The sequence below is a fragment of the Bacillus toyonensis BCT-7112 genome (genome assembly GCF_000496285.1).
In the GTDB taxonomy this organism is placed as follows: Bacteria; Bacillota; Bacilli; order Bacillales; family Bacillaceae_G; genus Bacillus_A; species Bacillus_A toyonensis.
The window spans coordinates 1,090,171-1,114,368 of record NC_022781.1 but is presented as its reverse complement, the minus strand read 5'-3'; the positions used below and the strand labels follow the sequence as shown (position 1 = coordinate 1,114,368).

At 36.6% G+C, this 24,198-nt stretch carries 21 protein-coding genes and 1 pseudogene; 19 read left to right on the top strand and 3 right to left on the bottom strand.

Annotated elements, in window-relative coordinates:
• Positions 1 to 18: 18 nt before the first annotated feature.
• Together BTOYO_RS05570 and BTOYO_RS05565 are read right to left on the bottom strand one after the other, a co-directional pair.
• Complete coding sequence (locus BTOYO_RS05570) at positions 19 to 1,089, bottom strand: M24 family metallopeptidase (protein ID WP_000172784.1); 1,071 nt, start codon at positions 1,087 to 1,089, stop codon at positions 19 to 21.
• Positions 1,090 to 1,419: 330 nt separating this feature from the next.
• Positions 1,420 to 3,128: pseudogene (locus BTOYO_RS05565) on the bottom strand (Rqc2 family fibronectin-binding protein).
• A gap of 105 nt (positions 3,129 to 3,233) precedes the next feature.
• On the opposite strand from BTOYO_RS05565, the gene BTOYO_RS05560 reads away from it, so the two are divergent.
• The 17 genes from BTOYO_RS05560 (at position 3,234) to spoVM (ending at position 21,227) form a co-directional block, all read left to right on the top strand.
• Positions 3,234 to 5,957: a calcium-translocating P-type ATPase, SERCA-type gene (locus BTOYO_RS05560; RefSeq protein WP_001104767.1), complete on the top strand. Its 2,724-nt coding sequence runs from the start codon at positions 3,234 to 3,236 to the stop codon at positions 5,955 to 5,957.
• A gap of 99 nt (positions 5,958 to 6,056) precedes the next feature.
• Positions 6,057 to 6,932, top strand: coding sequence for a YicC/YloC family endoribonuclease (locus BTOYO_RS05555; protein WP_000625871.1), 876 nt, complete (start codon positions 6,057 to 6,059; stop codon positions 6,930 to 6,932).
• 67 nt (positions 6,933 to 6,999) lie between these two features.
• Entirely contained in the window at positions 7,000 to 7,263 is a 264-nt protein-coding gene (gene remA / locus BTOYO_RS05550) for an extracellular matrix/biofilm regulator RemA (RefSeq protein ID WP_001251456.1), read from the top strand.
• 13 nt (positions 7,264 to 7,276) lie between these two features.
• Positions 7,277 to 7,894, top strand: a complete 618-nt coding sequence (gene gmk, locus BTOYO_RS05545; RefSeq protein WP_001257739.1) for a guanylate kinase — start codon at positions 7,277 to 7,279, stop codon at positions 7,892 to 7,894.
• Positions 7,895 to 7,896: 2 nt separating this feature from the next.
• Positions 7,897 to 8,109, top strand: coding sequence for a DNA-directed RNA polymerase subunit omega (rpoZ, locus tag BTOYO_RS05540; RefSeq protein WP_000933967.1), 213 nt, complete (start codon positions 7,897 to 7,899; stop codon positions 8,107 to 8,109).
• 171 nt (positions 8,110 to 8,280) lie between these two features.
• Entirely contained in the window at positions 8,281 to 9,486 is a 1,206-nt protein-coding gene (gene coaBC, locus BTOYO_RS05535) for a bifunctional phosphopantothenoylcysteine decarboxylase/phosphopantothenate--cysteine ligase CoaBC (RefSeq protein ID WP_000911716.1), read from the top strand.
• The gene (gene priA, locus BTOYO_RS05530; protein WP_000666740.1) at positions 9,483 to 11,888 is read left to right on the top strand and encodes a primosomal protein N'; all 2,406 of its coding nucleotides are present in this window, start codon (positions 9,483 to 9,485) and stop codon (positions 11,886 to 11,888) included. The genes coaBC and priA overlap by 4 nt, the downstream gene beginning before the upstream one ends.
• Before the next feature lie 11 nt (positions 11,889 to 11,899).
• Positions 11,900 to 12,370, top strand: coding sequence for a peptide deformylase (gene def, locus BTOYO_RS05525; protein ID WP_000279472.1), 471 nt, complete (start codon positions 11,900 to 11,902; stop codon positions 12,368 to 12,370).
• Positions 12,371 to 12,393: 23 nt separating this feature from the next.
• Positions 12,394 to 13,338 (top strand): methionyl-tRNA formyltransferase, encoded by a 945-nt coding sequence (fmt, locus tag BTOYO_RS05520; protein ID WP_000598797.1) that lies wholly within the window; start codon positions 12,394 to 12,396, stop codon positions 13,336 to 13,338.
• Positions 13,335 to 14,669, top strand: a complete 1,335-nt coding sequence (gene rsmB / locus BTOYO_RS05515) for a 16S rRNA (cytosine(967)-C(5))-methyltransferase RsmB (RefSeq protein ID WP_001249655.1) — start codon at positions 13,335 to 13,337, stop codon at positions 14,667 to 14,669. The genes fmt and rsmB overlap by 4 nt, the downstream gene beginning before the upstream one ends.
• Positions 14,670 to 14,673: 4 nt before the next feature.
• Positions 14,674 to 15,762 (top strand): dual-specificity RNA methyltransferase RlmN, encoded by a 1,089-nt coding sequence (gene rlmN, locus BTOYO_RS05510; protein ID WP_000450536.1) that lies wholly within the window; start codon positions 14,674 to 14,676, stop codon positions 15,760 to 15,762.
• A gap of 4 nt (positions 15,763 to 15,766) precedes the next feature.
• Positions 15,767 to 16,519 carry a Stp1/IreP family PP2C-type Ser/Thr phosphatase gene (locus BTOYO_RS05505; RefSeq protein WP_000648690.1) on the top strand — a complete coding sequence of 251 codons (753 nt, stop codon included), beginning with the start codon at positions 15,767 to 15,769 and terminating at the stop codon, positions 16,517 to 16,519.
• An 8-nt stretch (positions 16,520 to 16,527) separates the two neighbouring features.
• Complete coding sequence (gene prkC, locus BTOYO_RS05500) at positions 16,528 to 18,501, top strand: serine/threonine protein kinase PrkC (RefSeq protein WP_000904738.1); 1,974 nt, start codon at positions 16,528 to 16,530, stop codon at positions 18,499 to 18,501.
• A gap of 269 nt (positions 18,502 to 18,770) precedes the next feature.
• A complete protein-coding gene (gene rsgA, locus BTOYO_RS05495; RefSeq protein ID WP_001113946.1) occupies positions 18,771 to 19,652 on the top strand; it encodes a ribosome small subunit-dependent GTPase A in 882 nt (293 codons plus the stop codon).
• 2 nt (positions 19,653 to 19,654) lie between these two features.
• A complete protein-coding gene (rpe, locus tag BTOYO_RS05490; RefSeq protein WP_000589965.1) occupies positions 19,655 to 20,299 on the top strand; it encodes a ribulose-phosphate 3-epimerase in 645 nt (214 codons plus the stop codon).
• 100 nt (positions 20,300 to 20,399) lie between these two features.
• Positions 20,400 to 21,080 carry a thiamine diphosphokinase gene (locus BTOYO_RS05485; protein ID WP_002039429.1) on the top strand — a complete coding sequence of 227 codons (681 nt, stop codon included), beginning with the start codon at positions 20,400 to 20,402 and terminating at the stop codon, positions 21,078 to 21,080.
• Between the two features lie 66 nt (positions 21,081 to 21,146).
• Positions 21,147 to 21,227 carry a stage V sporulation protein SpoVM gene (spoVM, locus tag BTOYO_RS05480; protein ID WP_001213599.1) on the top strand — a complete coding sequence of 27 codons (81 nt, stop codon included), beginning with the start codon at positions 21,147 to 21,149 and terminating at the stop codon, positions 21,225 to 21,227.
• 73 nt (positions 21,228 to 21,300) lie between these two features.
• On the opposite strand, the gene rpmB is transcribed toward spoVM, so the two are convergent.
• Positions 21,301 to 21,489, bottom strand: a complete 189-nt coding sequence (rpmB, locus tag BTOYO_RS05475; protein WP_000124776.1) for a 50S ribosomal protein L28 — start codon at positions 21,487 to 21,489, stop codon at positions 21,301 to 21,303.
• Positions 21,490 to 21,865: 376 nt separating this feature from the next.
• On the opposite strand from rpmB, the gene BTOYO_RS05470 reads away from it, so the two are divergent.
• Together BTOYO_RS05470 and BTOYO_RS05465 are read left to right on the top strand one after the other, a co-directional pair.
• On the top strand, positions 21,866 to 22,228 hold the full coding sequence (locus BTOYO_RS05470) for an Asp23/Gls24 family envelope stress response protein (protein ID WP_000021109.1): 363 nt from the start codon (positions 21,866 to 21,868) through the stop codon (positions 22,226 to 22,228).
• Between the two features lie 22 nt (positions 22,229 to 22,250).
• Positions 22,251 to 23,927 carry a DAK2 domain-containing protein gene (locus tag BTOYO_RS05465; protein ID WP_000027119.1) on the top strand — a complete coding sequence of 559 codons (1,677 nt, stop codon included), beginning with the start codon at positions 22,251 to 22,253 and terminating at the stop codon, positions 23,925 to 23,927.
• Positions 23,928 to 24,198: the final 271 nt, after the last annotated feature.

Here is a 24,198-nt window from a genome sequence, read left to right as displayed (position 1 = left end):
TTAAAAAGGGCCATGATTTTAACAAGGGATAACAATTAGTTCTCTATTTGATTTTGTAATAACTTCATAGCCTTCTTTTGTAATGACGATATCGTCTTCAATTCTACAACCGCCCCAGTTTGGTATGTAAATGCCCGGCTCAACTGTAACAACCATACCTTCTTGTAAAGTTGCCTTACTTTCTTGGGATAGGCGAAGCGGTTCGTGTATTTCTAACCCAAGACCGTGCCCGGTAGAGTGGCCAAAGTATTGACCGTATCCATGTTCTGTAATGTAATCTCTCGTTACATCATCGATACTTTTCGCAGTTTCTCCAGGCTTAATTGCTTCAGTTCCACGTTTTAATGCTTCTCGTACAACATTGTATATTTTTTTGAATTCTTCTGACGGTTCTCCGATCGCTACAGTACGTGTTATATCGGAACAATATCCGTCGTAAAGTGCACCGAAGTCTAATGTAACGATATCGCCTCGTTCGATTATTTTATTTGATGCAACGCCATGAGGAAGAGAAGAACGAACGCCAGAAGCTACAATGATTTGGAATGATGAAGATGTAGCTCCTCTTTTTCGCATGAAAAATTCTAACTCATCTCGTACATCAGTTTCACTTATTCCTGGTTTTAGAAAGGTAAGGATGTGGTGAAATGCTTCGTCAGCAATAGTAGCTGCAATTTTCATTGTTTCTATTTCAGGCGTGTCTTTAATAATACGAATATTTTCGATGATTTCGCACACTTGAATCATTTCCGCATGTACGTATTTTTGTAAGTTTTTATATTGTTGCAATGTCATGTTATTTTCTTCAATTCCAAGTTTTTGAATGTTTAATCTGGATACTTGATTGGCAACTTCTTCTTCCAAATTCCCTTTATGCATAATGATTTCCGCGTCTTTTATTTGTACTTTGGCTTGATCTACATAGCGAAAATCAGTTATGAAAACAGCTTGATCTGCAGAGAGTAAGACGACACCAGCACTACCTGTAAAGCCTGTTGCATATTGGCGATTTTCTTTTTTTGTAATAAGTAATCCGTCAAGTCCATAATGATGTAGTTGATTTTGGATTTTATCAATTTTTAAAGTCATGTTAATTCCTCCTTTTCACAGTATTGAATAAAGCAAATAGCGTGCCAAAATATATATTAGGGAAAATAAACGATTATCCAGCTATTTTGTGGGAGGCGTGCCGTTAATAAAATTCAGATTGCAATTAGTAGGGGATAAAAACATTGACTTGAGTTGAACTTTATATACATACTGTAAAAAAATTTATACAAATGCGTAATGACACTGTCAATCTTTTTGACAATATATAAAATGACAAAAGAAAGATAGTGTGAATTAGTTAATGGATATAGGAACGAATGTGAATGAATATAAAAAATGCGTTGCTATCTAGCAACGCATTTTTTATATTTACGCTTTTAATTTCATTACGATGTCAGCATCTGGTGTTACATATACTGTTTGTTGGTTATCGTACGTAACGAATCCAAGCTTTGCACCACTCGGTTTTTTCACATGGCGTATTTTTGTAAAATCAACAGGTACAGAGCTAGACTCTTTTGCTTTACTGTAATAAGCGGCAATTTTTGCAGCTTCTAGTAAAGTTTCTTCAGCAGGTTCTAAAGAACGAATGACAACGTGAGAACCAGGTATGTCTTTCGTATGTAACCAAATTTCATCCCGACGGGCAAATTTCGTTGTTAAATAATCATTTTGCTTATTGTTTTTACCAACGAAAATCTCTGTACCGTCACTAGCTACATATTTATCTAATACTGGTTTTGTAGGCTTTTTCTTTGCATTTTTCGTCTTACGATTACGCACATATCCTTCTTCGGCTAATTCCTCACGAATTTCTTCAATATCTTTTGAAGAAGCAGCTTCCATTTGTTGAAGTAAGCTATCAAAATAAAGAATTTCTTCATTGGTTTTTTCGATTTGTTCTTCTACCACAACAACTGATTTTTTTGCTTTTTGGTATTTTTGGAAATAGCGTTGTGCATTGTCAGACGGTGTTTTTAAAGGATCTAATGTGATTTTTACAGTACCGCCATTTTCATCGTAATAATTAACGACCTCAATATCTTTATCGCCTTTTTTCAAAGCGTACATATTGGCTGTAAGTAGCTCTCCAAATAGTTGATATTTATCTGCTTTTCCAGCATCTTGTAATGTTTTTTCAAGTTTAATAAGTTTTTTCTCATTTTTGTTTTTTCGTTTTGCATAAAGCGTTCTAAATCATGAGCTTGTTGTTTTACACGGTCTCGCTCCGCTTTTCCGAAAAAGAAACGGTCTAACAATTCACTAACAGATGAGAATGTTTTTTCTTCTCCTTGCAAGTGTGTAAGAGGGAAAAGATAAAAGAATTCTTTTCCGTTTGCAGTAATCATTGTTGGTGAATATGTATGAGTTAGTAATGGTTTTTGTATGGAGAAAAACGCTTCAGATAATGCTTTTTCATTTGCCATACCTGCTTTTTTTACAACTTCTTTTGCGAATAATGGGGAAATTCCCATAAATGCTCCGACAAGTTGTTTGTCCATGTTTCCGGATAAAAAGTCTAGCGGTCTAATAAAATCAGCTGCTGTTTCGATAAGAAGCGGATTAACCTTATGTTGTGCTGGAGGGGCAACATATTCAGCTCCAGCATATACAGTACGATGGCGGTTTACCGCTAAAGATATGTGTTTTAAGCTATCTAAAATAACATTTGTTTTCGTATCTACTAAGATAATGTTACTGTGTCGTCCCATTATTTCGATTACTAATGTTTTTAATGATTCGTCTCCGATTTCATTCCGACTGCGAACTGTAATTTGAATAATACGTTCTAAGTCAATTTGTTCAATTTTTTCAATAAATCCGCCTTCTAAATGTTTACGAAGAAGCATACAAAACATCGGCGGTATTGCTGGTGAATCGTAGTTTTGATTCGTTAAGTGCATACGCGCATATGTAGGGTGAGACGAAAGAATTAGTTTTTGGTTCTTTCCGTTTGCTCGAATATGTAATAAAATCTCGTATTTTGAAGGTTGATATATTTTGGAAATTCTTCCTGTGTAAAGAGAATTTGCAATTTCATGTGTAATTGCTCTTGTAAATAATCCATCGAATGCCATAAATGAACACTCCTTTCTAACTAAAAGTTAATTATAGCATTTTTTTGGACGAGGCTGAATAAGCTTTCAATAGAGTATGTCTGGAATCAGGAGGTCGATGGCAGGATGAACTGGTATGGAATGCGGGCACATGAAGTGGAAGAAAGAACGAATACGAATGTAAAGGTTGGACTTACAGAGAAAGAAGCAGAAGGGCGAATTAAGAAATTTGGTACAAATGAATTAGAAGAAGCAAAAAGGCCTTCTGCACTAATGGTATTTTTAGCACAATTTAAAGATTTTATGGTACTTGTTTTATTTGGAGCAACAATTGTTTCTGCATTTTTAGGTGAATATATTGATTCTATAGCTATTGTTGCCATTGTCATTATCAATGGTATTCTAGGTTTTTTTCAAGAAAGAAAGGCTGAAAAATCATTGGAAGCTTTAAAAGAACTAGCCGCCCCGCAAGTTACGGTAATGAGGAATGGAAAGTGGGTAAAGGCACCATCTAAAGCACTTGTTTTAGGTGATGTTATTAAATTTTCCAGTGGTGATCGTATTGGGGCTGACGTCCGTCTCGTTGAGGCATCGAGTTTATATATCGAAGAGTCTGCCCTGACAGGAGAGTCAGTACCTGTACAAAAGAAGATAGAAGCATTGCAAGGGCAAGATGTTTCAATTGGTGATCAAAAAAATATGGCTTTTATGGGTACGATGATTACGCGAGGATCTGGAACAGGAGTCGTTGTAGCGACTGGTATGAATACCGCAATGGGCCAAATTGCAAATATGTTGCAAAATGCAGAGCAAATGGAAACACCACTGCAAAGAAGATTAGAGCAACTCGGGAAAATATTAATTATTGTAGCTCTTATTTTGACAGCACTCGTTGTATTAGCAGGTGTGTATCAAGGGAATGAAGTATACCATATGTTTTTAGCAGGTGTATCCTTAGCTGTTGCTGCTATTCCAGAAGGATTGCCCGCAATCGTTACAGTAGCTTTATCACTTGGTGTACAGCGTATGATAAAAAAGAGAGCAATTGTAAGAAAGTTACCAGCTGTAGAAACATTAGGTTGTGCTTCTGTAATTTGTTCTGATAAAACAGGAACAATGACACAAAACAAAATGATGGTAACACATATGTGGTCAGGTGGAGAGTTGTGGAAAGTGACTGGTCAAGGATATGAACCTAATGGATCTTTTATGAAAGGTGAAATAGAAGTTAATCCAGCTAAGACAAAAGCGCTTTATCAGCTACTTACATTCGGTTCACTATGTAACAATGCAAATATTATTCAAAAGAAAAAGGCGTATGTATTAGATGGGGATCCAACAGAGGGAGCACTTGTAGCTGCAGCAATGAAAGCGGGAATAACACGTGATGCACTGAAAGGGAAGTTCGAGATTATTCGTGAGTTCCCATTTGATTCGACTCGAAAGATGATGAGTGTTATTGTCCGTGATCGAGATGGGAAAAAGTTTGTTGTTACGAAAGGAGCTCCAGACGTCCTCCTGCAAATGAGCCAAACAATCTTATGGGGTGATAAGCAGCAACCGATGAGTGAGTTATATAGAAAAGAAGTACAGGCGGCTATTCATAGTTTAGGTAGCCAAGCGCTTCGAACAATTGCGGTTGCATTTAAGCCATTAAAAGTAACAGATTTCACTGAACATGAGAGAGATGTTGAAAAAGATTTTATGTTAATCGGGATACAAGGTATGATCGATCCGCCAAGACCAGAGGTAGCGCAGGCGGTAAAAGAGTGTAAAGAAGCTGGTATTCGAACAGTGATGATTACAGGAGATCATAAAGTAACAGCGATGGCGATTGCGGAACAATTAGGGGTTTTACCACCAGGAGGTCGTGTGGTGGAAGGTGTTGAGCTAGCAAATATGGATATAGAGGAACTAGAAAATGTTGTAGAAGATACTTACGTATTTGCTCGTGTATCACCAGAACATAAATTAAAAATTGTTAAATCATTGCAAAATAAAGGGCATATAGTAGCGATGACAGGAGATGGAGTAAACGATGCACCAGCTATAAAAACAGCGGATATTGGGATAGCGATGGGTATTACAGGAACAGACGTTGCGAAAGAAGCTTCTTCGCTTGTATTGTTAGATGATAACTTTGCGACGATTAAATCAGCGATTAAAGAAGGTAGAAACATATACGAAAATATTCGAAAGTTTATTCGATATTTGTTAGCATCAAACGTCGGCGAAATTTTAGTTATGTTATTTGCGATGTTACTGGCACTGCCATTGCCGATGGTTCCAATTCAAATATTATGGGTGAACTTAGTTACCGACGGTTTACCAGCGATGGCATTAGGTTTGGATAAGGCGGAAGGAGATGTGATGAAGAGAACGCCGCGGCATCCGAAAGAGGGAGTATTCGCCAGAGGGCTTGCCTGGAAAATTATAAGTCGAGGGTTCCTCATTGGAGCAGTGACGTTAGTAGCGTTTATTATCGCATATAATCAACATCCGAATGAACTGAAATATGCACAGACAGTAGCATTTGCGACTTTGGTACTTGCGCAACTTATTCATGTGTTTGATTGCCGAAGTGAACATTCTGTCTTTCATCGCAATCCATTTGGGAACGTGTATTTAGTAGGGGCTGTTATCATTTCATTGTTGTTAATGCTCGTTGTTATTTATTATCCACCGTTACAACCAATTTTTAGTACAATGCCAATACAAGCAAGAGATTGGTTGTTAATTGGAGGTTTGTCATCAATTCCGACTTTCTTATTAGTAGGTTCTTTATTAACAAGGAAAAAAGGTAAGGAGAAAAAGCCACTTTTATATAAGAAGGGATTAAACTTGAAATAGTCAATGATATGAAAATGTGATATAATTTACAGAAGGTAGTAGAGCCTTGTCTCTATTACCTTTTTCATTGAGTTATTTCATGGCTTGGATGTGATAAAAATGATTTCTAGTATGACAGGGTTTGGAAGGTCGAAAGTAGAAAGTGATACTTTTCAGATTACAGTAGAAATGAAATCGGTGAACCACCGTTTTCTTGAGATGAGTATTCGACTTCCGAAGCAAATGATGGTATTTGAAGACAAAATTCGTAAAATAATCGCACAGCAAGTTCGACGTGGGCGCATTGAAGTGTCTATTAGTATAACGGGTGAAGGGCTTGTTGAAAGAAAATTAAGTGTGAATTGGTCGCTTCTCAAGCAGTACCAATCGATGATGGAAGATATAAAAGGAAAATTTCAATTGCAAGATTCTATTACACTTGGGCAATTAATGGCAATGCCAGAAGTAACGGCAATTGAAGAAATAGAAAACGTAAATGAACAATTTGAGAATAGTTTATATGAGGCTGTTCGCCAAGCTGCTCAAATGTTGAAAACGATGAGAGATGGCGAAGGAGAACGATTACATAAAGATATGGCGTATCGTTTACAAGAGATTCACAATTGTGTAAATGCAATTATTCCACATGCACCGATTGTTACACAAAAATATCGTGAACGATTAGAAAATCGCTTAAAGGAATTACATAATCAAGATCTAGACGAACAAAGATTGCTAACAGAAGTCGCGATGTTTGCAGAGCGTTGTGATATTCATGAAGAGTTAGTTCGTTTACAAAGTCATTTAGAACAATTTCGTGAAACACTGCAGATTGAAGAGCCTGTTGGAAGAAAAATGGACTTCATCGTGCAAGAGATGCATCGAGAAATTAATACGATTGGTTCGAAGGCAAATGACTTAACAATTTCAAAATATGTTGTAGAAATGAAAAATAACCTTGAAAAAATTCGTGAACAAGTACAAAATATTGAGTAGCTTTCAAAAAATATATAAAGTTATACGTGGTGGAGAAATCGGATAGACTTACTAGGAGGCGCAAACTATGGCCATGCGGTTTTTAAATATTGGATACGGAAATATTGTATCTGCTCATCGAATTATTGCTATTGTAAGTCCGGAGTCAGCTCCTATTAAACGAACAGTACAGGAAGCACGTGAACATAATGCTTTACTAGATGCTACGTATGGGAGAAAAACAAGGGCGGTTATTGTTATGGATGATGGGCATGTTGTATTAAGTCCAATTCAGCCAGAGACGATTGCACATCGTTTGAATAATAAAGAAGATTTAAGTGAGGAAGGGTAGGTTTTACATATTTATGAGAAGTAGAAGAGGATTGCTCATCGTTCTTTCAGGACCTTCTGGGGTTGGTAAAGGAACGGTTCGAAAAGAGCTGTTTAGCCATGAGGATACACGTTTTCAATACTCTATTTCAGTAACGACACGTAAGCCGCGTGAAGGTGAAGTAGATGGTGTGGATTATTTCTTTAAAGAGAGAGAAGAATTTGAGGAAATGATTCGTAATGAAAAATTACTTGAGTGGGCTGAGTTCGTAGGTAATTATTACGGAACACCGATTGACTATGTTGAAAAAACATTACAAGAAGGAAAAGATGTATTCTTAGAAATTGAAGTGCAAGGAGCAATTCAAGTTAAGAAAGCTTTCCCAGAAGGTGTATTTATTTTCTTAGCACCCCCAAGTTTATCTGAGCTAAAAAACCGAATTGTCGGCCGTGGTACAGAAACTGAAGATGTTATTGAAAATCGCTTAACTGTAGCGAAAGAAGAAATCGAAATGATGGACGCTTACGACTATGTTGTAGAAAATGATCAAGTTGAATTAGCTTGTGATAGAATTAAAGCAATTGTGGTTGGTGAACATTGCCGCCGCGAAAGAGTAGCAAAATATTATAAAGAAATGACGGAGGGTCTATAATTATGTTAAATCCATCAATTGATTCATTACTAACAAAAATCGATTCTAAATATACACTTGTAACAGTAGCTGCAAAGCGTGCACGTGAAATGCAACTTGCTAACAACTGTGTTATTGAACAACCTGTTTCTCATAAATGTGTAGGTAAAGCATTAGAAGAAATCGATGTAGAAGTGTTAAAATATGTACCAAGCGAAGGCAAAATAATTGATTAAGATATTATTTTCGACAAATTAAAACATAGACTTTATAATTTTCTATGTAACGGTAACAACCTATTTACAAGTAGGTTGTTATTTTTTTACGATAGGATGAAATATTGGTACTGAAGAGCTGAGAAACCTGTTTCAGTATTATAAGTTTGAAAAAGAAAGAGGACGAGCCATATGCTAAAAGGGAAAAAGATACTCCTATGTGTAACAGGAGGCATTGCGGTCTTTAAAGCGGCTGCGTTAACTAGTAAATTGACACAAGCTGGTGCTATTGTAAAGGTGATCATGAGTGAGTCGGCAATAAAGTTTGTTACGCCTCTTACATTCCAAGCACTTTCTCGTCATGATGTATATACAGATACATTCGATGAGAAAGACTCAGCTGTTATTGCTCATATCGATTTAGCAGATTGGGCAGATGTAGTACTTGTTGCACCTGCTACAGCCAATTGTATCGGGAAGTTAGCTGGTGGTATTGCGGATGATATGATTACAACTACTTTGTTAGCTACTACAGCTCCAGTATGGATTGCACCTGCTATGAATGTGCATATGTACGAAAATAAAATTGTTCAAAAAAATATGATGACGTTAAAAACGTTAGGATATACATTTATTGAGCCTGGGGAAGGCTTTTTAGCGTGTGGTTATGTAGCGAAGGGAAGACTAGAGGAACCTGAAGCAATTATTGCGCGGTTAGAAGAAGCATTCACGGAACAAAAACCACTACAAGGTAAGAAAATGTTAATAACTGCTGGCCCGACGCGTGAAAAGATTGATCCAGTTCGTTTTATGACGAATTTTTCTTCTGGAAAAATGGGGTATGCGATTGCAGAAGTAGCAGCGAACTTAGGGGCTGATGTCATACTTGTTTCGGGGCCGACGGCATTAAATCCGCCACTACATGTAACAACGATACAAGTGGATTCAGCGCAGGATATGTTAGAAGCAGTCCTTCAACATTATCAAAATGTAGATGTTGTCATCAAAACAGCAGCTGTTGCAGATTATCGCCCGAAATATGTTCATGATAATAAAATGAAAAAGCAGAATGGTGATGCTGTAATTGAATTAGAGAGAACGGTAGATATTTTAAAAACGCTAGGTGAGAAGAAGGGTAAACAGTTACTTATCGGTTTTGCTGCTGAAACGACAAACGTAGAGGAATACGCAACGAAAAAGTTACGTGAGAAAAATGCGAATATGATTGTTGCGAATGATGTAAAAGCGCAAGGAGCTGGATTTGGCACAGATACGAACATTGTAACAATGTATAGAAAAGATGGAAAAGTTATTGAGTTGCCACTTTTAACAAAGAAAGAGGTAGCTCGCGAAATATTAAAGCAAATTGAAATGATGTTAGAAGATGATCGTTTATGAAATTTGCAAGTGTAATTGTTGATGTACCTGCCCGTCAGACAGATAGACCGTTTGATTACATTATCCCTAGAAAATGGGAAGATATTGTACAGACAGGAATGCGTGTAGTAGTTCCATTTGGTCCAAGAAAATTGCAAGGTTTTATTATTGAGATTAAAGATTCGGTTGACGTGGAAAGTAAGAAATTAAAGACAATCCATGAAATATTAGATGTAACACCGGTTTTAAATGATGAATTATTAAAGCTTGGATATTGGCTTACAAGTGAAACGTTATGTTATATGATTTCAGCATTTCAAGTCATGCTTCCGACAGCGATAAAAGCAACGTATAAAAAGCGTCTACAACTTCGTAAACAAGAAGAAGTAGCACCTGCAATACTGTATTTATTTCAGGATAAGGAAGCAATCGATTGGGAAGTTATTGAGGCGCAGCCACATTTATACCGCGCTATTCAACAAGAAATTAAAAATGGTACGATGGAAGTCGTATATCAAGTGAAAGATAAAGTGCAGAAGAAGAAACAAAGAGTCGTTCAGCCAGAGTTGCCGGAAGATAAATTAGAATTAGCTGCATTTGAATTGAAAAGTAAAAAACAACAAGATGTACTCTATTATTTTGTGGAAAATTATAAAAGTGTACCGTTGAAATTGTTAACAGAAGAGCTACAAATAACAGATGCTCCAATAAAATCACTTGTTAAAAAGGGGCTAATCTCAGAAAAATATGTGGAAGTATACCGGAATCCGTATGACGATGATGATTTTGAACAAACGAAACCATTTCCACTTACAGAGGAACAAAAGCAAGTTATTACACCTATTTTATCATCAATTACAAATGAAACTTACAATCCATTTTTACTATATGGTGTTACAGGAAGCGGAAAGACAGAAGTATATTTACAATCTATAGCAGCGGTGCTGAAGAAGGAAAAAGAAGCTATTGTACTCGTTCCTGAAATTGCGCTAACGCCTCAAATGGTAGATCGTTTTAAAGGTAGATTTGGCTCGCAAGTAGCGGTTCTTCATAGTGCACTGTCTGTTGGTGAAAAATATGATGAATGGCGTAAGATTTTAAGAAAAGAAGTGAAAGTGGTAGTTGGTGCCCGTTCAGCTATTTTTGCTCCTTTTGAAAATTTAGGGATTATTATTATTGATGAAGAGCATGAATCGAGTTATAAGCAAGAAGATAACCCGAAGTATCATGCAAGAGATGTAGCGGTGTGGAGAGGGCAATATCATAAATGTCCAATCGTTCTTGGAAGTGCAACGCCTACACTTGAATCATTTGCAAGAGCGACAAAAGGTGTTTATGAACTATTAACGATGGAAAAACGTATGAACGAACAAGCTTTACCAACAGTAGAAATTGTTGACATGCGTGAAGAACTTCGCGACGGGAATCGATCAATGTTTTCGAAGGCGTTGCATGAAAAAATAGCAGATCGACTAGAAAAGAAAGAACAAATGGTTCTCTTTTTAAATAGGAGAGGTCATTCAACATTTGTGATGTGTCGTGATTGCGGGTATGTTGTACAATGTCCACATTGTGATATTTCGCTGACGTATCATAAAATGAACCATCGTTTAAAATGTCATTATTGCAGTTATGAGGAGAATATGCCAACTGCGTGTCCAGCTTGTCAAAGTACATATATTCGTTTCTTTGGTACAGGCACACAAAAAGTAGAAGAAGAAATTACAAAACTATTTCCAGAAGCGCGAGTCATTCGAATGGACGTAGATACGACAAGTCGCAAAGGAATGCATGAGAAGTTATTAAAGGCATTTGGTGAAGAGAAAGCAGATATATTACTCGGGACACAAATGATCGCCAAAGGACTTGATTTTCCGAAAGTAACGCTCGTTGGTGTTTTAACTGCAGATACGATGCTTCACTTACCTGATTTTCGGGCGAGTGAAAAAACATATCAATTATTGACGCAAGTAAGTGGACGGGCAGGTAGACATGAATTGCCAGGGGAAGTTGTAATTCAAACGTATACGCCAGAACATTATAGTATAGAGTTAGCAAAGAACCAGCAATATGATGTGTTTTTTGACCAAGAAATGCAAATGAGACGAACAAGACAATATCCACCTTATTACTATGTTGTACTTGTAACGGTATCTCATCCAGAATTATTAAAGGCAGTGCAAGTGACGGAAAAAATTGTCGGTCATTTACGAATGCATTGTTCGCAGCAAACGATGGTGTTAGGGCCAGTTGCTTCAGCAATTCCAAGGATAAAAGATAGATATCGTTACCAATGCATGATAAAATACAAACGGGAACCAAACTTAAAGAACGTGCTCAAAATGGTAAATGAACATTATCAAGCAGAAATGCAAAAAGAGCTACAAATCTCAATTGATTTTAATCCAACAATGTTAATGTAGCGGAGGGAAATATGGCAGTTTTAGAAATAGTAAAGCATCCAAATGAAGTGTTAGAAACACCATGTGAAAGAGTAATTAACTTTGATAAAAAGTTAGTGAAATTGTTGAAAGATATGCATGAAACAATGTTAATGGCGGACGGAGTCGGTTTAGCTGCACCTCAAGTAGGGGTAAGCTTGCAAGTAGCAGTTGTTGATGTCGATGATGATACTGGGAAAATCGAGTTAATCAATCCATCAATATTAGAAAAACGTGGTGAACAAGTAGGTCCCGAAGGCTGTTTAAGCTTCCCGGGACTTTATGGTGAAGTGGAACGTGCAGATTATATTAAAGTAAGAGCACAGAATCGCCGAGGTAAAGTGTTTTTATTAGAAGCGGAAGGATTTTTAGCGCGTGCAATTCAACATGAAATCGATCATTTACACGGTGTTCTATTTACATCGAAAGTGACAAGATATTATGAAGAAAACGAATTAGAATAGGTGTTAAAAGGAGCGGTTTTTAAATGATTAAAGTAGTATTTATGGGAACACCGGACTTTTCAGTGCCGGTGCTTCGTCGTCTTATCGAAGATGGCTATGATGTAGTAGGTGTTGTGACGCAACCAGATCGTCCGGTAGGTAGAAAAAAAGTATTAACACCTACACCTGTTAAAGTTGAAGCGGAGAAACATGGTATTCCGGTGTTACAACCACTGAAAATTCGTGAAAAAGACGAATATGAAAAAGTATTAGCATTAGAGGCGGATTTAATTGTAACAGCTGCGTTCGGTCAGATTGTACCAAACGAAATTTTAGAAGCGCCAAAGTACGGATGTATTAATGTCCATGCCTCTTTACTTCCAGAACTACGCGGTGGTGCACCGATTCATTATGCAATTATGGAAGGTAAAGAAAAAACAGGAATTACAATTATGTATATGGTAGAAAAATTAGACGCTGGTGATATTTTAACGCAAGTAGAAGTGGAAATTGAAGAGCGTGAAACGACGGGCTCGTTATTTGATAAGTTAAGTGAAGCCGGTGCACATCTTCTATCTAAAACAGTACCTTTATTAATTCAAGGTAAGTTAGAACCGATTAAACAAAATGAAGATGAAGTGACATTCGCATATAATATAAAACGTGAGCAAGAGAAAATTGATTGGACAAAAACAGGTGAAGAAGTATACAATCACATTCGCGGATTGAACCCATGGCCAGTTGCATATACGACTTTAGCAGAACAAGTTGTTAAAGTATGGTGGGGAGAGAAAGTTTCTCTAGAAGCGAAAGCTGAACCAGGTACAATAGTTGGTCTTGAAGAAGATGGATTTGTTGTTGCAACAGGGAATGAAATAGGTGTTAAAATTACTGAATTGCAACCGTCGGGTAAAAAGCGTATGAGTTGTTCACAATTTTTACGTGGGACAAAACCTGAAATTGGCACGAAGTTAGGAGAAAATGCATGAGACAAAATGTTCGTGAATTAGCTCTTGATGGTTTAATTCAAGTAGAAAAAAGTGGTGCATATAGTAACTTACTTTTAAATAATCTAATTGAAAAAAATGCAATTGATAGAAAAGATATTGGTTTATTAACTGAAATTGTATATGGAACGATTCAACGTCGTGACACATTAGATTATTATTTACAGCCTTTTTTAAAAAAGAAGGTTGAGGCGTGGGTAAGAGTATTGCTTCGCTTATCTTTATATCAAATGATATATTTGGACCGAGTGCCAGAAAGAGCGGCTATTCATGAAGCGGTTGAAATAGCAAAGCGTCGTGGGCATAAAGGGATTTCAGGCATGGTGAACGGAGTATTGCGTTCAATTCAGCGAGAAGGTGTACCTTCATTAGATGAAATCAAAGATCCAGTGGAACGTCTTGCAATTGCAACGAGTCACCCAGTTTGGTTAGTACAAGATTGGGCATCTGAATATGGTTTAGAGACAGCAGAGAAAATGTGTGAAGTAAACATGTTACCACCAGTACCTACAGCACGTGTGAACGTTGATAAAGTAACGGTAGAAGAAGCAATTGAGTTGTTGGCAAGTGAAGGAATAGAAGCAAAGTCTGGCGATTTGTCAGATGATGCAATTCAAATTGAAAGAGGGAATGTAGCGCATACAGAAGCGTTTAAAAAAGGGTTCCTTTCTATTCAAGATGAAAGCTCTATGCTTGTTGCACGTGCTTTAGACCCGAATGAGGGAGAGACAGTTCTTGATAGTTGTGCTGCTCCTGGTGGTAAAACTACGCATATAGCTGAGCGTTTAAAGGGAACTGGTAAAGTAATGTCTCTTGATTTACACGCGCATAAAGTGCGTTTAATTAAACAACAAGCAGAGCGACTTGGTCTAGAAAATATAGAAACAAAAGCGTTAGATGCTAGAAAAGTGCAAGAGCACTTTGCAAATGAAACTTTTGATAAAATATTAGTAGATGCACCATGTTCTGGATTTGGGGTAATTAGACGTAAACCTGATATTAAGTTAGGAAAAGATAAAGGCGATAGTGAAAGATTATCGACGATTCAACTTGCGATATTAGAAAAGATAGCACCATTATTAAAACAAGGCGGTCGTCTTGTTTATAGTACGTGCACAATTGAGAAAATAGAAAATGAACAAGTAATAGATAAATTTTTAAAAGAACATCCTGAATTTGAATGGGATACTACGATAAAAGAACGTATGCCAGAAAAATTAAGTCCGTATATTAATGAAGGTCAAGTACAAATTTTACCGCATTATTTTGCAACGGATGGCTTTTATATTGCTTGTTTAAGGAAGAAGGTGTAGCATCATGGAAACGACTGTAAAAAAACAAAAGAAAAATGTAGAAACGAAAAAACCATCAATTTACTCTTTACAACTTCATGAAATGCAAGATTGGTTAAAGGAACAAGGAGAACCGAAGTTCCGTGCTGGACAAATTTTTGACTGGCTATATAAAAAACGTGTAAAAAATTATGAGGATATGTCAAACCTTTCTAAAGGATTGCGTGATAAATTGTCGAATTCCTTTGATATTACTACTTTAAACACGTTAGTAAAACAAACGTCTTCGGATGGAACGATTAAATTCTTATTCCAGTTATATGATGGATACTCTATTGAAACGGTATTAATGCGACATGAATACGGAAATTCTATTTGTGTAACAACACAAGTTGGTTGTCGTATTGGCTGTACGTTCTGTGCTTCTACACTTGGCGGGTTAAAACGAAACCTAGAAGCTGGAGAAATTGTAGCGCAAGTAGTAGAAGTGCAACGCGCGCTTGATGAAACGGAAGAACGTGTAAGTTCTCTTGTTGTTATGGGAATTGGAGAACCATTTGATAACTATGATAATTTAATGGGATTTTTACGCATCACTAACCATGAAAAAGGACTTCATATTGGTGCAAGACATATGACAGTTTCGACGAGTGGTATTATTCCGAAAATTTACAAGTTTGCTGAAGAAGAGTTACAAATTAATTTTGCGATTTCATTGCATGCTCCAAATTCAGAATTACGTTCAAAATTAATGCCGATTAACCGTGCTTATAAGCTACCTGATTTAATGGAAGCTATTAAATACTATGTAAATAGAACAGGGCGTCGTATTACATTTGAATATGGACTATTTGGAGGAGAAAATGACCAAGTTGAGCACGCTGAAGAACTTGCTGCGCTCTTAAAAGGTGTAAAGTGTCATGTGAACTTAATTCCGGTTAACTACGTACCAGAACGTGATTACGTACGAACACCACGTGAGCAAATTTTCTTATTTGAAAAAACGCTTAAAGATCGTGGAGTGAATGTAACAATTCGCCGTGAACAAGGTCACGATATTGATGCTGCCTGCGGTCAGTTGCGTGCGAAGGAGCGCAAAGAAGAGACGAGGTGACGAGATGAAAGCCGTGTTTCTATCGGATAAAGGGAAAGTTCGTCAACATAATGAAGATAGTGCAGGAGTTTTTCACAATTTAGATGGAAATATTTTAGCGGTAGTAGCAGATGGAATGGGAGGTCATCGAGCTGGCGATGTAGCTAGTTCGATGGCCATTCAATTATTCCATGATTATTGGAAGCAAACGCATAATATGAATGAGCCTAAAAAAGTAGAAGAGTGGTTACATACTAGTGTTGGAATTATTAATGAACGCATTTTTGAATATTCTAAACAACACGTAGAGTGTGATGGTATGGGAACAACGATTATCATAGCAATTTGTACGCCTAATTTTGTAACAATAGGTCATATAGGAGATAGTCGTTGTTATATGGTATCAGAGGGAGTAATGTCGCTCGTAACGGAAGATCATTCACTTGTAAATGAACTTGTGAGACATGGTGAAATTTCAAAGGAAGATGCAGAATACCACCCGAAAAAAAATGTTTTGTTAAGAGCGCTAGGAACAGAAGAAAAAGTCGGATTAGATGTTAAAACATTGGTACTTGAAGAAGATGATCAATTGCTTCTTTGCTCTGATGGATTGTCTAATAAAGTCCCTATGACTGATATGCAACAAATTTTACAGTTAAATGAACAGCTCGAAGCTAAGGTGCAAAGTCTCATTCAATTGGCGAATGATCGTGGTGGAGAGGATAATATTACTCTTGTTCTTATTGATTATGCGGATTCGACAAACGAAAGTAGGTGAAGTGCAACGTGCTGATTGGAAAACGCTTAAATGACCGTTATAAGCTGCTAAAAATGATTGGCGGTGGAGGGATGGCCAATGTATATTTAGCTCATGATGACATACTCGGCCGAGATGTAGCGGTGAAAATATTAAGACTCGACTATTCCAATAACGAAGAGTTTATTAAACGTTTCCATCGAGAAGCGCAATCTGTTACAACGTTGTCGCATCCAAATATTGTGAATATGTATGATGTTGGAGAAGAAGATGGTATATATTATCTTGTAATGGAGTATGTACCTGGACAAACATTAAAGCAATACATAATTGAGCAAGGGATGTTACCTATAGGGGAAGCTCTTGATATTATGGAGCAATTAACATCCGCCATGGCACACGCTCATCATTTTGAAATTGTGCATCGTGATATAAAACCGCACAATATTTTAATTCGAGCTGATGGAGTAGTAAAAGTAACAGATTTTGGAATTGCGACAGCTACAAGTGCAACAACTATTACACATACAAATTCAGTACTTGGTTCGGTGCATTATTTATCACCAGAACAAGCGCGCGGCGGGATAGCAAATAAACAATCAGATATTTATTCGCTTGGTATTGTTATGTTCGAATTGTTAACAGGAAGACAACCGTTTTCTGGTGAATCTGCTGTTGCAATAGCTTTAAAACATTTACAAAGTGAAATACCGTCTCCAAGAAGATGGAATGAAAATATTCCGCAAAGTGTTGAGAATATTATATTAAAGGCAACTGCTAAAGATCCGTTCCATCGATACCAATCTGCTAATGCGATGAAACGAGATATTGAAACGGCTTTATATCCAGAACGAATTAATGAACAGCCATTTTACATACCAGAAGATATGGAAGCGACGAAAGCGATTCCAATTATCCAACAAGAACAATTATTTGAAAATGTAACTGATGAAACGATTGTTTTAAGTGGAAGTAAAGTGGATGAACCAAAAAGAAAAGAACATACTGAATTAGATAAGAAGAAAAAACGAAGTAATAAATGGATTAAGGTTTTAATTACGACATTTTTACTTTTAGCAATTGGAATAACATTAGCTCTTACTGTTATTCCGGGATTCTTTATTCCGAAAGATGTAAAAGTTCCTGATGTGGCTGGTATGAAATATACGACAGCTGTAAATAAGTTGGTAGAAAAAGGTTTTGAAGTGACAGAACCTAATATTGTATATACAGATGATGTGGAAGCTGGAGATGTAATAAAAACTGATCCTGTAGCAGGAAGAGTAGTGAAGGAAAGTTCTAAAATTACTATCTATCAATCAGGTGGAAAAAAGAAAAGTAAGATGAAGGATTTTACAGGTCAAAACTTTGAGAGTGTAAAACCCGAGTTAGAAGAAAGATATAAACAGGTTACTGAAAATTATATTGAAAATGATAAACCAAAAGGTGAAATTGTAGAACAAATACCGACACCTGATCAAATGGTTGTAGAGGCGGAGCAAGAACTGAAAGTTTGGATAAGTAAAGGTCCTTATCAAAATAGACCAGGTGATTTTTCAAGATGGACTGAAAATAGTGCAACTGGTGATTTGAATGAGAGAAAATTAACTCCAGATATAAAACGAGAGTATTCAGATACGGTTGATAAAGGTCTTGTAATTTCGCAATCGCCAAAACCAGGAACTCCGTTAAAAGAAGGAGATAAAGTGACACTTATCATCTCGAATGGCCCTAAGCCGAAAGTAACAAAAACAGTGAAGGTGGATAACATTTCTATCCCATATGAGTCTTCTATAATAGGTGAGAAAAAACCGCAAACAATAGAAATTTATAAAGAAGATATGCAACAAAAGATGGATAGACCAATTGAAACTAGAACGATTTCAGAGTCGGCAACAATTTCTTTAGAATTTGTAATTCAAGAAGGCTCAAAGGGTCACTATAAAATCGTACGGGATGGAGTAACGATTATCGATAAGGAAGTACCATATCCAACTCAATAATAGTGAATTCCATTTTCTTTTTATAGAGAATGGAATGCATTACCCTTGCCTGTTATGCTGTCTACAAGGTGGACTGTATAACAGGCAAAAATATATGATTCAAAAAGCTATACAAGTGATATTGTTGTAAAAAATATTTCGAATTGATGGTAGAGATTAAATATATGAACCTGGTTATATATTGGTGGGTTTTAAAATAATTGTTTAAAGAACTCTAGTCTATTCGTTTTAATTACAGCTTCACTTTATACAAAATAAAGGAGAATTATATGCCAGAAGGAAAAATTGTAAAAGCTTTAAGTGGATTTTATTATGTACAACATGAAGAAGGGGTTACACAATGTCGTGGGCGTGGTGTATTTAGAAAAAATAAAATTACACCACTTGTAGGAGACCAAGTCGTTTTTCAAGCAGATAACCCAACGGAAGGCTACGTGCTTGAAGTATTTGATCGAAAAAATGAACTTGTTAGGCCTCCTATTGCTAATGTGGATCAAGCAATCCTTGTTTTCTCTGCAGTAGAACCAGATTTTAATCCTGGACTGTTAGATCGATTTTTAGTGCTGATTGAATATCATAACATTAAGCCGATTATTTGTATTAGTAAGATGGATTTAGTGGATGAAAAGATGCGAGAAACCGTTGAAGCTTATGCAAATGATTATCGTGAAATGGGTTATGATGTATTATTTACTTCTATAAATACATCGGAAAGTATTGCTATTTTAAAACCATTTTTAGAAGGTTGTGTTTCTGTCGTTGCTGGCCAATCAGGTGTTGGGAAATCTTCGATGCTTAACGTATTACGTCCGGATTTAGAACTAAAAACAAATGATATTTCCTCACATTTAGGACGCGGAAAACATACGACAAGACACGTGGAATTAATTGCAGTTGGAAGTGGACTTGTTGCGGATACACCTGGTTTTAGTTCACTTGATTTCATAGATATAGAGGTAGAAGATCTTACATATTGTTTTCCTGAGTTGAAAGAAGCGAGCCAATACTGTAAATTTAGAGGGTGTACACATCTTTCTGAACCGAAATGTGCGGTGAAAGCTGCGGTTGAAGAAGGAAAGATTACAGAATATCGTTATAAGAATTACCAACAATTCGTAGAAGAAATTAGAGAGAGAAAGCCGAGGTATTAGTTATGATTAAAATTGCACCATCGATCTTATCAGCAGATTTTTCAAAATTAGGGGAAGAAATTAAAGATGTAGAAAAAGGCGGAGCTGATTACATTCATGTCGATGTAATGGACGGGCATTTTGTACCGAATATTACGATTGGGCCATTAATTGTAGAAGCGATCCGTCCGATTACATCATTACCGTTAGATGTGCATTTAATGATTGAAAATCCTGATAACTATATCCCAACTTTCGCGAAAGCGGGAGCGGATATTATTACTGTTCATGTAGAGGCGTGTCCTCATTTACATCGTACAATTCAGTTAATTAAATCTCATGGCATTAAAGCAGGGGTTGTATTAAATCCACATACGCCAGTTTCGGTGATTGAGCATGTGTTAGAAGATATAGATATGGTATTACTTATGACGGTGAATCCTGGATTTGGTGGACAGAAATTTATCCATTCTGTATTACCGAAAATTAAACAAGTTGCAGAAATGGTTAAAGAGCGAAATCTAGAAGTCGAAATTGAAGTTGATGGTGGTGTCAACGCTGAAACGGCAAGACTTTGTGTTGAAGCAGGAGCAAATGTACTTGTAGCTGGATCAGCGGTATACAATCAAAAAGACCGCGGTGAAGCGATCCGTATCATTCGTGGATAATGAATGAACAGATCCCTATCCTAGTGAAGTTTCGGGTTTAGTAAGACTTCACTATTTAGAAAGGATAGAGCGAAAAATATGTAAAAAGGCAATCTACCGAATGGCAGATTGCCTTTTTACAATAGAAGGGGAAGGAAAAATGATTATTCATATTTTAGCAGGAGGCCCTGCAGAATATTGCGCAGATTTTTCTCGATATGAAAATGAAGAAGTAGTGTGGGCGGCGGTTGATAGAGGAGTGTACCATTTACTAAAAAGAGGGATTACTCCATCTGTTGCGTTCGGAGATTACGATTCAGTAACTGAAGAAGAATTAGTATGGATGGGACAGCAAACAGATGAATTACATATTGTTCCACGAGAAAAAGATCAAACGGATTTAGAGATTGCAATTAGTTGGGCTTTAGAACAGAAACCCAAATTAATTCGTATTTTTGGTGCAACTGGTGGGCGGTTGGATCATGGTTTAGCAAATATACAGATGCTTTTAAAGGGTTTAGAAGCAAAAGTGGAAATGTGTATTGTGGATAATAAAAATGAAATAATGGTGAAAAAAGTTGGTACATATACAATTGGAATAAATAAAAATTTCCCCTATGTATCATTTGTGCCAGTTACTGAAAGTGTAGAAGGTATTACACTACAAGGATTTAAGTACCCTCTTACTAATAAAACGATAGAGTGGGGATCGACACTTTGTATTAGTAATGAACTCATTGAGGAAAAAGGTACTTTTTCATTCGCATCTGGCATATTAATGATGATAAGAAGCACTGATTGAAGAAACAATTTTGCTCCTTGCATCATATAGTGGGCAAGTGGAGTAAAGGGGATTAGGAGGGAAACCATGAGATTTTATACAATTAAGTTACCTAAATTTCTTGGTGGAATTGTTCGTGCGATGTTAAACACCTTCAAAAAAGACTAAAAAAAGCACCGATAATAGGTGCTTTTTCCATTGGTATAGTAAAAAAAGAGCCTAGCGGCTCTTTTTTTTATTATTAAACACGTTCGATTTTGCCAGATTTTAATGCTCTAGCAGAAACGTAAACACGTTGAACTTTACCGTCGATGCGTACGCGAACTTTTTGAAGGTTAGCGCCCCATTTACGTTTTGTAGCGTTCATTGCGTGAGAACGAGAGTTACCAGAACGAGCTTTTCTTCCAGTGATAGCACAAACACGAGCCATTTATATTTCCCTCCCTTGACACCTTACCATACGTAATTTTTCAATGTTAGTCTTTTTTGCGATGCTAAAAACACTACTATAATTTAACACAACTAAAAAGAGAATGCAACACTGTAGAAAAAAGAAATCAAGAAAAATTACTTGACACTATATGTAAGTGAAGAAAAGTTGAAATCAAGAAAATTTGCTTGACATATTATAGTGGTACATGTTGTATAATAACAATGGACTATTTTGCTCATCATAGAAAAGTGTAGTATAAAACATAAAATATGAGAGTGAAAAGAAAGAACGATGGAATTTTCTTTGAAAAGATTATATGATAGTAACTAAAGTAGTCTAGCTCACTTTCACCATTTATGAAGGGGGAAACGAGATGTCAATTGAAATTAAAACGAAGTACGGACAAATTGATATTAGTACAGATGTAATTGCAACAATTGCTGGAGGTGCCGCGGTAGATTGCTACGGTATCGTAGGTATGGCATCAAAAAATCAGTTAAAAGATGGATTAACAGACATTTTACGAAAAGAAAATTTTACTAGAGGTGTTATTGTTCGTAAAGATGAAGATGAAGTACATATTGATATGTATATTATTGTGAGCTATGGTACGAAAATTTCAGAAGTAGCACATAACGTGCAGACGAAAGTGAAATATACATTAGATCAAACTGTAGGACTAGCAGTAGATTCTGTAAACATCTACGTACAAGGAGTTAAAGTAATAAACTTGTAATGTGCATTAAGGAGGAAAATCTGTGTCAATTCAAAAAATTGATGGGAAACGTTTATCACAAATGATCATGCAAGGAGCGAATAATTTAACAAATAATGTTCAGCTTGTTGATGCATTAAACGTATTTCCAGTTCCAGATGGCGATACCGGTACAAACATGAACTTATCAATGACTTCAGGCGCACGTGAAGTGAAAGCAAATCCTTCACAGCACGCTGGTAAAGTCGGTGTAAGTTTAGCCAAAGGATTATTAATGGGAGCTCGTGGTAACTCTGGTGTTATTTTATCTCAGTTATTCCGTGGTTTTTCAAAATCCATTGAACAAAAAGAAGAATTAACAACAGTTGATTTTGCTGCAGCTTTAGATGCTGGGGTAGAAGCGGCTTACAAAGCGGTTATGAAACCGATTGAAGGAACGATTTTAACGGTTGCAAGAGAAACGGGTAAATATGCAGTGACAGTTGCGAAAAAACAGCGCGACTTTGTTTTGTTTATGGAAGACGTTGTGAAAGAAGCCAATGCATCGTTAAATCGTACGCCAGATTTATTACCTGTATTAAAGCAAGTTGGCGTTGTAGATAGCGGTGGTAAAGGTCTTGTTGTTGTATATGAAGGATTTTTAGCTGACTTAAAAGGAGAAACAATTTCTTCTGATGTGTCTGCCCAACCATCTATGAATGACATGGTACGCGCAGAACATCACCGTAGTGTACAAAGCCAATTGAGTACAGAAGATATAAAGTATGGATATTGCACGGAATTCATGGTGAAATTAGAGCCTGAAAAAATGAAGGAACATAATTTCTCTGAACAAAAATTCCGTGAAGATATTAGTGTATACGGAGATTCACTACTTGTTGTATCAGATGATGAGGTTGTTAAGGTTCATATTCATGCGGAACATCCTGGAGATCCTATGAATTATGGGCAACGCTATGGTAGTTTAATTAAGATTAAAGTAGAAAATATGCGTGAACAGCATACCGCTTTATTAGATGAACCTACTATGGTTCCTGAGCAAACAACTCAATCGAAAGAAAAACAACCATATGGTATCGTAACTGTAGCTATGGGATCTGGTATTAAAACTTTATTTGAGAGCATTGGTGCAACGAAAGTAATCGAAGGTGGCCAAACGATGAATCCGAGTACGGAGGATATTGTGAAGGCGATTGAAGAGGCGAATGCTGAAAAAATCATCATCTTACCAAATAACGGAAACATCGTGATGGCAGCAGAACAAGCAGCGTCAGTTGTTGATCAAGAAGTTATTGTTATTCGTTCAAAAACAGTTCCTCAAGGTATGGCTGCAATGTTAGCATTTAATCCAGTTGGAACGTTAGAAGAAAATGAAGAAAACATGAAAGAAGCTTTATCTCATGTGAAAACGGGTCAAATTACGTATGCTGTTCGTGATACGGAAATTGACGGTGTAGCAATTCAAAAAGACGATTTCATGTGCATTGCGGATGGAAAAATCGTATCAACAAATGCTGAAAAAGTAGGAGCTGCAAAGCAATTATTAGAAGCATTGATTGATGAAGAGTCTGAAATCGTAACGATTCTACAAGGTGAAGATGCAACTGATGAAGAAGTAGCTGAGTTAGTTGCATTTGTAGAAGAGAAATTTGAAGATGCTGAAGTAGAAGTGCATGCTGGGAATCAACCAGTGTATTCTTTCATCTTCTCTGTAGAATAAAAAAGATTCGTTTTGAAAATAAATGGATCACTTACTTGCTAATGGATCAGAAGTAGTAATGTGAACGTTATTACTAGTTTTTATTCAAAAGGCTAGCATATGGAATAAAGAAAAGAGCCTTGCTGCTAATAGTGAGGCTCTTTTTTACTTGTTGTGTATAAGGGATTTGAGTAGTTTCTCTTAGAATGCCTATGATAGAATATATAAGGTGAAAGATAGCGATTGCAGATGTTAATTGATACTCAAATAGAGTGTAACAAAGAAAATAATG